Below are 12,368 nucleotides of genomic sequence, written 5' to 3' on the forward strand. Positions count from 1 at the left end.
ACGGGAAACGTTGCCGCGTGAACAGCCGGCGAACGGTATCCCGTCGCCGAACAATCTTGGCGCGATGAGGCATCGTTCGTAGACAGGGTCCATGATGTCCGCCCTGCCCCTGCGCCCCGTCCCGGTTCCCCGCGAGACGTTGCCCTCCTTCGTGTCACGCATGGCCGCGAAGAACTTCACCTCAGTGATGGAGTTCGCGCAGGACATGGGTTTCACCTTCAGGGCTGTCCTGCTTCTCGACCCCGCGGTGCTGGACAGCATCGCCCGACTGGGCGGTCTCGATGACGACCGGATGGCCGACCTCGTCTCGTGGACGGGGACAGCTATCGGGGACGTACGGACGACTTTCCGAAGTGAGGTCTTCGTGTCCCGCGCATTGCGGAACCCGCAGGTTCGAGGATGTCCGATCTGCCTGCGGGAGGACGCGGACGCCCATGACGGCCGGGCCGTCGAGGCCATGGCGATGCGTGGTCATTGGCAGCTGCGCCATGCGATGACCTGTGTCGCCCACGATCATCCGTTGATCCCGCTATGGCAGCGCGGTCCTGTGCCGGAGCGCTTCGACACGGTCGCGCGCCTGGCCGAGATCGAAGGCGACATCCGGTCCGGTGCCCTGGATCGTCGACGGCGGACGCCGACCGCCTACGATCTCTGGCTCGACGCGCGGCTGGCCACGGGGGACGACGGGACGTGGCTCGCTGGCCATCCGCTCTACGCGGGAACGACCTTCTGCCATCTGCTGGGCCAGGCGCTGCTACGCCTGGGCGATCACGTGGATACAGAGGAAACGGAAGCGCAATGGATCGCCCACGATCTCGGCTTCCAGGTGGCGCGTGGTGGCGAAACCGCTATCGCGAATGCGCTCGCTCACCTCGCGGCGAACACCGATCACTACAATGACCTGCCAAACAAGACCTTCAAACCGCTATACCATCGACTGTCGACCGACCTGCGGGACGACCCGGACTTCGCACCGTTCCGGGCCCTCATGCGCGACAGGATCCTCGCGACCTGGCCGATGGCAGCCGGCGATGACGTGCTCGGCGAACGGCTCGAGGTCCGGCGGCTTCATTCCCTGCGATCCGCCGCCCGCGAGATCGGCGTGGGGTCACAGTTCCTCGAGCAGTTCCTCGTCCGGCATGGCGCGATCGCGCCGGATGACGACCGGCCCGATACCCGGAAAACGTTCGACGCCGCGGCCTACGCCGATCTGCTGGCCGAGATCCCGACGCTCGTCGGGCCGAAGGAGATGCGCCGCGCCATCAGCGCAACACTGCCACAGTTCCGGGCCCTCGTCGACGCCGGCCTTCTCGTGCCACGCATCGACATTTCGACGGTCAAGTTCCCGTGGCGGCTGTCGGACGGGGCGCGCCTCCTCGACCTTCTACGCGCCGGTGCGACCCGGATCGATCCGGCCGATCGAGACTGGGAGCATATCAACCGCGCGCGGATCCGGACTGGCGTCGATCTGCGAAGGATTGTCGAGGCGATCGAGGAGAAGCGATTGCGGGTCGGGCATCGACCCGATCTTGCAGGGTATGCCGGTATCTTCGTTTGCAGGAACGACGTCGACGTCCTGAAGGACCACCGGTCTCGGCGACAAAGACCGGAGTTTCCAAGCGCGGGCGAGTTCGGCCGATCGATCGGATTGCGGAACCGGGCTGATTTCCAAAGGCTCGTGGATGATGGTCATACACCGGGCACGCCGCTCCCGAACCCGAGGACGCACCGCGTACATGTCTATATTACGGAGGAAGACGCTGCGGCATTCCATGCAAAGTTCATGACGATCTCCACGATCATCCGCGAAACCGGTCTGCACCGGAACTCCGCGAACTCCTTGATCGAGAAACGCGGTGTCGAGCGTTTCCGACCCGCCGGCGAGGATTACGGTCCGGTCTATCTCCGGGCAGATGTCGAACGGGCGCTATCCCTGCGACCTTGAGGGAATGTAGGCGGTAAGATGCCCGCCGGGAACCGCAGGTCCGCACAGTCGAACGCGGCGAATTTAGCGCCAGGACCATTGCACTCGAGTCCGTTTTTTGTCGTAAAAACGGAGAACCGTTGTCGGACGTCACACAGCAGCACGAGAACAGATTGGCGACCCCGGAAGGACTCGAACCCTCAGCCTATTGATTAGAAGTCAATTGCTCTATCCAGTTGAGCTACGGGGCCTAGGCGCTGGCGGGCCGGGCGCAGTGCCTGTCTACACGCCAGACGAAGCTCAGTTCAACATGGAACTTGGGCGGCATGCGCCGCCGATGCCCCGGAGCATTGGAACCTCGTCTTTCATTCGCCGGTTGAGGGGATGACTGAAGGAGAGGACCGTTTCATGCTTCGCATCGCCCTGCCCGTGGCTCTACTAGCCGCTTCGACGGCTTTCGCCCAACCAACACCCGAGATCGCCGCCCGCTCTGAATTGCAGAACATCGATGGGGAGAGCATCGGAACCGTGACCCTGAACTCGACGACATCCGGCCAGATCCTCGTCATCGTGGCGGCAACGGACATTCCGGAGGGCTCGCATGGCATCCACCTGCACGAGACCGGTGACTGCTCGGCGGACGATTTCTCTTCCGCGGGCGGGCATATCGCCGGTGACGCGTCGCACGGGGTCATGTCCGAGGACGGCCCGCATCCGGGCGACCTGCCCAATGCCGTCGTCTCGTCCGACGGGGCGATGAACGTGGAGGTGTTCAACAACCTTATCGAGATGGACGAGATGATCTTCGACGAGGATGGCGCGGCCTTCATCATCCACAGCGGCCCGGACGATTACGCGAGCCAGCCCTCCGGGGAATCCGGCGACCGGATCGCCTGCGGTGTCTTCGAACGGATCGAATGACGGCCGCGTCCCGACGGGAAAGCCATCGGGGCGGTGCCGATCCCTATTTCGCCGCCCCATGTCAGGTCAGGTCAGGAACCTGACCATCATGACGCCGTCGTAATAGGCTCCCTCGTGCTTGAGGGCACGCGGCTCGATCCCGCAGCGTTCGAAACCGCGTGCCTCGTAGAGCCCGATCGCGGACTGGTTTCCTCCCGTCACGATAAGGACAAGTTGCTCGACACGGTGGCGCGCCTCCGCGATCAGCGCATCGAGAAGCGATCCGCCGATCCCCAGACCCTGCCGGGTCGGATCGACGTAGAATCCCGATACGATCCCCCTGTGGCGCAGCTTGCCGCCCTCGCCTTGCGCAAAGACGATCATGCCGACGATGCACCGGTCGTCGAAGGCCGCGAAAACGCAGTTGGTCCGCAGGCGTTCGCGAAGCTCTTCCTCGGATCGCTCCGCTTCCACCTCGTAGGTCGAGCCGAAACTCGTCGGGGCCTCGCTCAGCGCTATGAGGTGAAAGGCCCGGTAGGCCTGCACGTCCGCCTCGTCGAGCACTCTGATCCGCAGCGCCGGATCGCAATCCATGTCGTGGCCGCTCCGTCCTGAATTCCGGCTCAGATTATCCGGGCGCCCGGCGGTGGCAACCGTGGGATCGATGCGATAGAGGGCAAAACTAGTTAACGCATCGCTTGCAGATCGCTTCGGGCTGCGCAGTATGGTCGCAGTTGCGGTTCTAATGCGGTCCCGCGGGAACAGTGCCGGGCCGGTGCGTCGTTTCAATCTGGTCATGGCCCTGAAGAACGGGAGGCTCGGCCCCATGAGATCGATTCACGTCCGGGCCGGCAGTCTCGCCGCGATTTCGGCCCCGGTCGCGATGTTGGGCGACCCGGCGCTGGCGGCCGGGTTCCTGCGCCCCATCGGCCCCATCGCGGAGATGCAGCTCCTCGAGTTGATCTGGGCCTCGGTGATCGTCCTGATCGCGGTCCTGCCGGTTTTCGTCGGCGTGCCGGTGATCCTGTGGCGCTACCGGCGATCGAACAACCAAGCGACCTACAGTCCACAATGGCATTTCAACACCAAGCTCGAAATCCTGATGTGGGGGGTTCCCACGGCGATCGTCGTGGCCTTCGGCATCTGGCTCGCACAAGGGGTGTTCCGGATCGACCCCTACCGGACGATCGACGCGGAGATGGCCCGCGGCATGGAGTTCGAGATTGCGGGACCGACGGTGCGGATCGACATCGTGGGCCTGGATTGGAAATGGCTCTATCTCTATCCCGACGAAGGCGTGGCGAGCGTGGGGGAGATGGTCATTCCGGTCCATCGCCCCGTCGAGATCCGGCTGACGAGCGACACGGTGATGCAAAGTTTCATGGCCCCTGCCCTCGCGGGGCAAATTTACGCCATGGCCGGGATGGAGACGCAGCTGAACCTGATCGCGAGCGAGGAGGGCGAGACGCTGGCGGAGAACACGCAATATAACGGCACCGGTTTCCCGCAGCAGCGCGGCCCCGTGCGCGCGGTCGCCGAGGATGCGTATGACGCCTGGATCGCGAGCGCCCGGACGGCCCCGCCGCTCGACGACCGGACCTACGGCCTGCTCGCCAAGAGCGGCGATCTCGCGGCGGCGCGCGACGATCTGGACCGGGAGGGGTCGGGACCCTTCGCCTTCACGCTCCCGGACGGGGCCCTCTTCGGACGCGTCCTCGCACGCTACATGACCGGAGAGCCGGTCCCACCGGAGACGCAGCCGGGCTCGCCGACCTACGATCCGGAGGCGGCCCGCCTGCCCGCGGCCCCGCACGGGGCGGGCCGGAGCGTCGCCTGCACCCCAACGGGGCCCGATGCCGACGCCGTGGAATGCCCGTTCCCGGACGATACCCACGACAATCACATGCCGGGGATGGATCATGAATAATCTTCTCGGCCGCCTCACTTGGGACGACGTGAAACTCTTCGAGGTCTTCGAGGAGTTCAGCATCGATTCCGCCGTTGCCTCCGGCGCCGCCTGGGTCGCGGTGCTGGGCCTCGTCGCCGTCCTGGCCTGGATCACCCTCGCGCGGCGGTGGGTCTGGCTCTGGCGCGAATGGCTGACCTCGGTCGATCATAAGAAGATCGGCATCATGTACATCATCCTGGGCTTCGTGATGATGGCGCGCGGCATCGCCGAAGGGGTCGTCATGCGAACCCACCAGGCGACCGCCCTCGACGGCGGGTTCCTGTCGAACCACCATTGGGCGGAACTCTTCTCCACCCATGGCACCGTCATGATCTTCTTCGTGGGCATGCCGTTCATCACCGGGTTCATGAACTACCTGATCCCGCTACAGATCGGCGCCCGGGACATGGCCTTCCCGCTTCTCAACCAGGTCAGCCTGGGGCTCACCACGACGGGCGCGATCCTCGTCATGGCCTCGCTCGTGCTGGGCGCGTTCGAGACCGGCGGCTGGACCGCCTATCCACCCTTCACGGGCGCGGATTTCGATCCCGGACCGGGCCCGGATTACTGGATCTGGGCGATCGTCCTGTCGGGCTTCGGTTCCATGTTTTCAGGGCTGAACTTCGCGGTGACGATCTACAAGATGCGCGCGCCCGGCATGCACTACCTGCGGATGCCGGTCTTCTGCTGGACCGCGCTCTGCACGTCGATCCTCCTCGTCTTCGCGCTGCCGCCGCTGACGGTCGCGGGGCTCATGCAGGCGCTCGACCGGGTCGCGGGGTTCCACTTCTTCACCAACGACCTCGGCGGCAACATGATGAACTACGCCAACCTCTTCTGGATGTTCGGCCATCCCGAGGTCTACATCCTGATCCTGCCCGCCTACGGCATCTTTTCCGAGCTCACCTCCACCTTCGCGGCCAAGCGGCTCTACGGCTATACCTCGCTGGTGCTCGCCACGATGTCGATCGCGGTGATCAGCTTCTGCGTCTGGCTCCACCACTTCTTCACGATGGGACAGTCGCCGACGATCAACGTGGCCTTCGGCATCGCCACCGCGATCATCGCCATCCCCACGGGCGTGAAGGTCTATGTCTGGATGGCCACGCTCTGGAGGGGGCGGATCCGGATGACGACGCCGATGGTCTACATGGCGGGCTTCTTCATCCTCTTCACCATCGGCGGCTTCTCCGGCATCATCCTCGCCAATCCGGCCATCAACTGGCAGGTCCACAACACCCAGTTCATCGTCGCGCATTTCCACAACGTGCTTCTGCCGGGGCTAATCTTCGGCATCTTCGCGGGCATCCACATCTGGTTCCCGAAGGCCTTCGGCTTCCGCCTCGACGAACGGGCCGGCACGATCACGGCGGTCCTCTGGATCGTCGGCTTCGCGATGACTTTCCTGCCGCTCTACGTGGTCGGGCTGATGGGCTATCCGCGGCGCTCCGCGGCCTTCGCCGATCCGGCCTTCCTGCCCTACATGATCGTCTGCCTGCTAGGCGCGTTCGTCCTGCTCGCGGCCTTCGCGGGGCTCTTCGTGACGCTCTGGATTTCGATCCGCAACCGCGAGGCGCTTCTCGTGCCGCTTGGCGATCCGTGGGACGGGCGGACGCTCGAATGGGCCACGCCCGCGCCGCCGCCGCACTGGAACTTCCCAGTGATCCCAGAGGTGAACGCGCGCGACGCTTTCGCGCGGGAGAAGGCCGAGGGCAAGCCCTACGTCGTGCCCCAGGAATACCGCGACATCCACATGCCGCCCAACACGTCCTCGGGGTTCTGGGTGATGCTGGCCACGACCGGGTTCGGCTTCGGGATGACCTGGCATATCTGGTGGCTTGCGGTGGCCTCGGTGATTTCGATCCTCGTGTGGTACTTCATCCATTCCTTCCGCGACCATCCCGAGGTCGTCATCCCCGCGGTCGAGGTCCGCCGCGTGAACCAGGCCTGGATCGAGGCGATCGACCTCGGCAAGCCGATCACACGCGACCACGAAACCGGTACGAAGAACCGCGGCTATGCCGCGACCGACATGGTTATCGCCTCATGAGCACGCAGGAGAACATCCATCCGGGGATGAACCTCGGCTACGAGGGCGAGACGCACGTGGCGGAGCTGAAGGTCTTCGGCTTCTGGGTCTTCCTGATGAGCGATCTGGTCACCTTCGGCCTCGTCTTCGCCATCTTCGGAACGATGGTGGGCGCGACGGCCGGTGGTCCGGGGCCCGAGGACGTGACGAACCTCAGGAGCGTCGCGCTCCAGACGGCGCTCCTTCTCGGCTCCTCGTTCGCCTTCTCATGGGCGAGCCTGTCGATGAAGTATCACGAGACGCGGCTCCGGACGCTCGGCTGGCTCGCCATCGCCGCGACCTCGGCGCTCTGCTTCCTGATCGTGGAGTTCCTCGATTTCCGGCATTGGCTGGAGATCGGCGCCGTGCCGCAACGCTCGGGCTATCTCAGCGCGCTCTGGGCGCTCGTGGGGCTGCACGGGCTACACGTCTTCGCGGGGCTTCTCTGGATGGCGGCGATGACGGGGCAGATCATCGTCTTCGGCCTGACCGACATCGTGAAGAGCCGGGTGACGCGGATGGGCCTCTACTGGCACTTCCTCGACATCGTCTGGGTCGGGATCTTCTCCATGGTCTTTCTCGCGGGGGTCGCATGAGACGGATCGCCGAAAAGCTGATGCTCACCTCGAAGAACGAGGAGGAGCGAGACGAACGACGGTATTACGGGATCGGCCTGATCCTCTCCGTCGTCCTGACCGTGGCGTCCTTCGCGAGCGTGATGACGGGGCTTCTGCCTCGGCCGTGGATCTTCCCCGCGCTCGTCGTGCTCGCGCTCTCGCAGATCGTCGTGCATCTGCGGATCTTCCTGCATATCGATCTGAGCCGTCAGAAGCGGGAGGACCTCCAGGTGCTGCTCTTCACGCTGCTCCTGCTCGGGATCATGGCCTTCGGGACGCTCTGGATCCTCCGCGATCTCGCCCACCGCATGATGTAGCCGCGCGGATCAGGCGGGGGTCGGACGCAAGGTCGCGCCGGGCATCCCCCGGTGCCGTGCATGGAACGCCGCGAGGCCCAGCGCCGCAATGCCTCCGAGCGCGAGCGCGGCCCCGACCCAACCGGTCGCGCGGTAGCCGTAGCCGCCCGCGAGCGCCAGCCCGGCAAGGAACGGGCCGAGCGCATTCGCGAAATTGAACGCCGCGTGGATCATCACCGCGGCAAGCGATTGCGCGTTTCCCGCCACGTCCATCATTCGCATCTGCAGCGGGATCACCAATCCCGCCGTCGCGCCCAGGAGGAACATCGCCCCCGTGACGAGCGGCCAGTGCGACAGGACGGACGCATAGAGGAGCGGCACGACAACCATGCCCACGAGGAGCACGAAGGCGCCGCCGAACTGCGACCATCCCGCGAGACGGCCGGCCAGGACATTGCCGATCGTGGCCCCAACGCCGAAGGCCGAGAGCGCCACGGGAATAGCCCAGGCGGGCGCGCCCGCGACCTCGATCATCGCGGCCGAGAGGTAGGCATAGACCGCGAAGATGCTGCCGAAGCCGATCGCGCCGACGAGAAGGGTGAGCAGGACCGCGGGATTGACGAGCGCGCCGAGCTCGCCCAGGGGGCTCGCCGCGGGATCGACGGCATCGCGCGGGGCCACGCGCCAGAGCGCCGCGCAGGACATGAGCGCGATCGCGGCGGTGATCACGAAGCACCAGCGCCAGCCGAAAGCCTGGCCGATCGCGCCCGCGACGGGCACGCCCACGACATTCGCGAGCGTGAGCCCCATCAGCACCTGTGCAACCCCGGCACTGCGCCGTTCGGGCGGCAGCATCCGTGCGGCAAGAAGCATGGCGATCCCGAGATAGGCCCCGTGAGGCAATCCCGCCAGCGCCCGCGACGCGATGAGCGTGCGGATGTCGGGCGCCATCGCCGTCAGCGCATTCGCGACCGCGAAAACACCGATCAACCCGAGCAGGATCGATTTCCGCGACAGCCGCGCACCGAGGATGGCGATGACCGGCGCACCGACCACGACGCCGAGCGCGTAGGCGCTGATCGCGTGGCCCGCCATGGGTTCGGTGACGCCCAGCCCCGCGGCGAAATAGGGCAGCAGCCCCATCGACGCGAACTCGGAAATCCCGATCGCGAAGGCCCCGAGGCCCAGCGAGAGGATGGTCAGGCGCGATCGGACGATATCTCGGTCCATTGGATGTCCTTTCGGGAAGCGCGCACGGATCTCGCCGCACTGCAGCAAAGGCATAGCAGACGAACCCGGCCCCCCGGCAATGCCCGTCGGCGCATACTGGGATTGCATCCCGCGCATGATGACGCGCGCAGGCTGGACCCGGAGGCGGCGATCTGCCACTTCCCATCGCAGACCGGAGATCACGGACGGATCCATGACGCTCTTCGACCGATTGCTGCTCCTCGGTCCGCTCGACGCGATCGGCGTCGCAGCGCTGTTCATAGGCTGGGCGGCGATCGGGTGGTGGATCGAACGGCCGGAGGCGCGGCACCCGTCGGTCACCGTCCTGATGATGGGGTACCGGCGCGACTGGATGGTCCAGATGATCACGCGCCAGCCGCGGATCTTCGACGCCGCGATCCTCGCGACGCTGCGGCAGGGGACGTCGTTCTTCGCGTCCACCTGCGTCATCGCCATCGGCGGCGTGCTGGCCCTCATCGGCAACGCGGAACGGCTCGTGGGGGTCGCCGCAGAGTTGGGAGAGATCGGCCTGCCGCCCGTCATCTGGCAGATCAAGCTCGCTTTCATCGCCCTCCTCCTCACCAATGCCTTCCTGCGCTTCGTCTGGTCGAACCGGCTTTTCGGCTATTGCGCGGTCGTCATGGCCGCGGTCCCGAACGCCCATGACGATCCGCGAACGCTGCCGCGGGCGCGCAAGGCGGCGGAGCTCAACATCCGCGCCGCGTGGAATTTCAATCGCGGATTGAGGGCGATGTATTTCGCGCTGGCCTCGCTCGCCTGGCTCGTCGGGGCCGTCCCGCTGGTCATCGCGACGCTCGCCACGCTCTGGGTGCTCTGGTCCCGCGAATTCCACTCGAAACCTCGCGAGATTCTGATCGGTTCCGACTGACCCGGGAGCCTCGTGGTGGTAATAAGGCCGGGTGAACCTGCCCTTTACCCTGACGGCCGTGATTCTCGGCTGCGCCACCCCGGCCTCAGCCGATCCCGCCGAGATCGTCGATGCCGTCGCACGGCCCGATGCCTCCGGCTGGACGATCTCCGTCACAATCCGCCACGCCGATACCGGGTGGGAAGATTTCGCCGACGGATGGCGGGTGGAGCTTGCCGACGGCACGATCCTCGCCACGCGCAAGATCCGGCATCCCCATGTCGTCGAACAGCCGTTCACGCGGTCGGAGATGGGGATCGCGATCCCACCGGACGCCGGCTCCGTCCGGATCCGGGCGCGGACCTCGCCCGAAGGCTGGGGCGGCCAGACGGTCGAGCTTCGCATCCCCGACCATTCCTAGAGTCTAGATGGCGGGTCCGCCCTAGCGGCGCCCTTCCCTTAGCCAGGCACCGATCGTCAGGGCAGCGGCAAGGATCAACCAGGCCCAGGCCGGCAGGATCGGACGCGCGGTTACGTCGGCCGTGAGGTAGGCGCCCCTGGGCGTGATCCCGATCCAGCCCCGCCCTGCCGCCGGACGCCCCTCGCGCACCTGCCGCAGATCGGGCAGGCCGTCGGAGATCGTATCGATCCCGCCCCGCCGTGCCTCCACCAGCGGCTCGAGCGCTCCACCGCTCGCGACCGTCTCCTCGAATTCGCGCGGCGCGGAGGGACCGAGCGCGATCACCGTCTCCTCGTCTCCCTCGCTCAGACGGTAGAGCCCGATCTCCGGTCCCGTGAACGCGCCCTGGAACCGCCCCGGGGAGACCTCCTCGAGCGGCACTTCGGTTACCGTACCGTCGGGGCCCGTCACCTCCACCGGGGCGACCTCGTCGCCGAGGGTCCTGCGGGTGATCGTTACCTCCTGCCCCTCCGCGCTGGCTTCGAGCGCCTCCTCCTCGAGTTCGGGCTCCTTCATCATCCAGTGCGCGAGGCGGCGCAGCAGTTCGAGCTGCGGTCCGCCGCCCTCGAAACCGCGCGACCAGAGCCAGGCGTGGTCCGAGCCCAGAAGTGCCACGCGCCCCTCGCCCACGCGGTCGAGCACCATGAGCGGGCTGTCGTTCACGCCGGTCATCACGACCTGCCCCCGCAGCGGCTCCAGCTCGATTTGGCGCAGCCACCGGCCCCAATCGGGATCCTCTCCACCGCCGCCCAGACCTTGCGTGACCGGATGCTTGCGGCCGATCTCGCTCAGGCGCGGCAGGAAGGGCTCCTCGATCACCCGGCTTGTCGGCGCGGCGGGCAGGGCATCGCCCAGGGGAGAGCGGTAGAGCGAGGCCGCGGAAGCGAAATCGGGCCCCGCGGCGATGAGCACGGCGCCGCCATCCTCGATATAGGCCCGGACGTTGTCGAGATAGAGCGCGGGCAGGATCCCGCGCCGCTGGTAGCGGTCGAAGATGATCAGGTCGAACTCTTCGATCTTGTCGAGAAACAGCTCCCGCGTCGGAAAGGCGATGAGAGAAAGCTCGTCCACGGGCACCCCGTCCTGCTTCTCCGGCGGGCGCAGGATGGTGAAATGAACGAGATCGACAGAGCTGTCGGACTTGAGAAGGTTGCGCCAGGTCCGCTCGCCCGGATGCGGCTCGCCCGAGACGAGCAGCACGCGCAGCCGGTCGCGCACGCCGTTGATCTGCACGACGGCCGCGTTGTTGCGGTCGGTAAGCTCTCCCTCGACGGCGGGAACCTCGAACTGGATCACGTTGCGCCCGGCATGGGGCAGATCCACCGGCAGCTCCAGCTCCTCTCCGACCGGCACGGTGAAACTCTGCGGCTCGCCCCCGTCGACCGCGATGGTGATCTCCACCGGGCCCTCCTCGTCCGCGGGCACATCCCCCTGGTTCTCGATCATCAACCGAAGGAGCACGGGCTCGCCCAGGATGGCGAAGGCGGGCGCGGTGGTGACGACGAGGCGGCGGTCCCAATCCTCGGGCTCACCGGTCATCAGGAGGTGGAGGGGCGCAGGCAGGGACGGCGCCCGCTCGATATCGTGGAGCCGGCCATCGCTGATGAGGACGGCCCCGGCGAGCCGGGCCTGCGGCTCCTCGGCCATCGCCTCGGCGAGCGCGGTCATCAGGAGGCTGCCCTCGTCGCCCTCCCCGTCGCCCATGCGGACGATCCGAAGCTCCGTGTTCTCGAGCGCCGCGATCTCGGCCTCGAGCCCCGCGAGCGCGGCTTCCGTCTGCTCGGGCCGTGTCGAGATCCGCTGGCTCGCGCTCTCGTCGACGATGGCGATCACGATGTCGGACAGCGGTGCGCGGTCCTCCTGACGGAAAGACGGACCCGCGAGCGCGGCTAGCAGTGCGACGCTGGCGAGCCCCCTGAGCCACCAGCCCGAGAGCCCGCGCCAGAGCGCCAGCCCCGTGGCGATCACCCCGACGACACAGAGCGCCGCGAGGATCGCAAGGGGCACGAGCGGGTCGAGGATGATGGTTCCGGTCACGCGAAACTCCTGATGTCATG

11 protein-coding genes and 1 tRNA gene are annotated in these 12,368 nt (G+C 66.5%); 8 read left to right on the plus strand and 4 right to left on the minus strand.

Translation table 11 applies throughout. The features are described from left to right. Positions 1 to 91 precede the first annotated feature (91 nt). Entirely contained in the window at positions 92 to 1,945 is a 1,854-nt protein-coding gene (locus LX81_RS11585) for a TniQ family protein (RefSeq protein ID WP_111537489.1), read from the plus strand. A 153-nt stretch (positions 1,946 to 2,098) separates the two neighbouring features. Here the strand turns inward: LX81_RS11585 and LX81_RS11590 are convergent. Beyond that, a tRNA-Arg gene (locus LX81_RS11590) sits at positions 2,099 to 2,175 on the minus strand. Between the two features lie 157 nt (positions 2,176 to 2,332). On the opposite strand from LX81_RS11590, the gene LX81_RS11595 reads away from it, so the two are divergent. After that, a complete protein-coding gene (locus LX81_RS11595) occupies positions 2,333 to 2,845 on the plus strand; it encodes a superoxide dismutase family protein (RefSeq protein WP_111537490.1) in 513 nt (170 codons plus the stop codon). Between the two features lie 66 nt (positions 2,846 to 2,911). Here LX81_RS11595 and LX81_RS11600 read toward each other — a convergent pair whose 3' ends face one another. Beyond that, positions 2,912 to 3,418: a GNAT family N-acetyltransferase gene (locus LX81_RS11600; RefSeq protein ID WP_111537491.1), complete on the minus strand. Its 507-nt coding sequence runs from the start codon at positions 3,416 to 3,418 to the stop codon at positions 2,912 to 2,914. 232 nt (positions 3,419 to 3,650) lie between these two features. Here LX81_RS11600 and LX81_RS11605 point away from each other — a divergent pair, with 232 nt between their 5' ends. The 4 genes from LX81_RS11605 to cyoD are packed head-to-tail and all read left to right on the plus strand — an operon-like array spanning position 3,651 to position 7,774. Further along, complete coding sequence (locus tag LX81_RS11605; RefSeq protein ID WP_146259417.1) at positions 3,651 to 4,751, plus strand: cytochrome c oxidase subunit II; 1,101 nt, start codon at positions 3,651 to 3,653, stop codon at positions 4,749 to 4,751. Further along, entirely contained in the window at positions 4,744 to 6,822 is a 2,079-nt protein-coding gene (locus LX81_RS11610) for a cbb3-type cytochrome c oxidase subunit I (RefSeq protein ID WP_111537493.1), read from the plus strand. Before LX81_RS11605 ends, LX81_RS11610 begins: the two co-directional genes overlap by 8 nt. Next, complete coding sequence (locus LX81_RS11615; RefSeq protein WP_111537494.1) at positions 6,819 to 7,436, plus strand: cytochrome c oxidase subunit 3; 618 nt, start codon at positions 6,819 to 6,821, stop codon at positions 7,434 to 7,436. The genes LX81_RS11610 and LX81_RS11615 overlap by 4 nt, the downstream gene beginning before the upstream one ends. Next, positions 7,433 to 7,774: a cytochrome o ubiquinol oxidase subunit IV gene (gene cyoD, locus LX81_RS11620; protein WP_111537495.1), complete on the plus strand. Its 342-nt coding sequence runs from the start codon at positions 7,433 to 7,435 to the stop codon at positions 7,772 to 7,774. Before LX81_RS11615 ends, cyoD begins: the two co-directional genes overlap by 4 nt. A 9-nt stretch (positions 7,775 to 7,783) precedes the next feature. Here the strand turns inward: cyoD and LX81_RS11625 are convergent, their stop codons facing one another. Further along, positions 7,784 to 8,983 carry an MFS transporter gene (locus tag LX81_RS11625; protein WP_111537613.1) on the minus strand — a complete coding sequence of 400 codons (1,200 nt, stop codon included), beginning with the start codon at positions 8,981 to 8,983 and terminating at the stop codon, positions 7,784 to 7,786. A gap of 193 nt (positions 8,984 to 9,176) precedes the next feature. Here LX81_RS11625 and LX81_RS11630 point away from each other — a divergent pair, with 193 nt between their 5' ends. Next, a complete protein-coding gene (locus LX81_RS11630) occupies positions 9,177 to 9,872 on the plus strand; it encodes a DUF599 domain-containing protein (protein ID WP_111537496.1) in 696 nt (231 codons plus the stop codon). Between the two features lie 31 nt (positions 9,873 to 9,903). Continuing rightward, positions 9,904 to 10,272, plus strand: a complete 369-nt coding sequence (locus tag LX81_RS11635) for a hypothetical protein (protein ID WP_234822588.1) — start codon at positions 9,904 to 9,906, stop codon at positions 10,270 to 10,272. A 21-nt stretch (positions 10,273 to 10,293) separates the two neighbouring features. On the opposite strand, the gene LX81_RS11640 is transcribed toward LX81_RS11635, so the two are convergent. Then, the gene (locus LX81_RS11640) at positions 10,294 to 12,348 is read right to left on the minus strand and encodes a hypothetical protein (protein ID WP_111537497.1); all 2,055 of its coding nucleotides are present in this window, start codon (positions 12,346 to 12,348) and stop codon (positions 10,294 to 10,296) included. Positions 12,349 to 12,368: the final 20 nt, after the last annotated feature.

Source organism: Palleronia aestuarii (assembly GCF_003253995.1).
GTDB lineage: Bacteria > Pseudomonadota > Alphaproteobacteria > Rhodobacterales > Rhodobacteraceae > Palleronia > Palleronia aestuarii.

Bases quoted from the DNA above. Each gene is read 5' to 3' on its own strand.
- LX81_RS11585 (WP_111537489.1), top strand. From the start codon at position 92: ATGATGTCCGCCCTGCCCCTGCGCCCCGTCCCGGTTCCCCGCGAGACG.
- LX81_RS11595 (WP_111537490.1), top strand. From the start codon at position 2,333: ATGCTTCGCATCGCCCTGCCCGTGGCTCTACTAGCCGCTTCGACGGCT.
- LX81_RS11600 (WP_111537491.1), bottom strand. From the start codon at position 3,418: ATGGATTGCGATCCGGCGCTGCGGATCAGAGTGCTCGACGAGGCGGAC.
- LX81_RS11605 (WP_146259417.1), top strand. From the start codon at position 3,651: ATGAGATCGATTCACGTCCGGGCCGGCAGTCTCGCCGCGATTTCGGCC.
- LX81_RS11610 (WP_111537493.1), top strand. From the start codon at position 4,744: ATGAATAATCTTCTCGGCCGCCTCACTTGGGACGACGTGAAACTCTTC.
- LX81_RS11615 (WP_111537494.1), top strand. From the start codon at position 6,819: ATGAGCACGCAGGAGAACATCCATCCGGGGATGAACCTCGGCTACGAG.
- cyoD (WP_111537495.1), top strand. From the start codon at position 7,433: ATGAGACGGATCGCCGAAAAGCTGATGCTCACCTCGAAGAACGAGGAG.
- LX81_RS11625 (WP_111537613.1), bottom strand. From the start codon at position 8,983: ATGGACCGAGATATCGTCCGATCGCGCCTGACCATCCTCTCGCTGGGC.
- LX81_RS11630 (WP_111537496.1), top strand. From the start codon at position 9,177: ATGACGCTCTTCGACCGATTGCTGCTCCTCGGTCCGCTCGACGCGATC.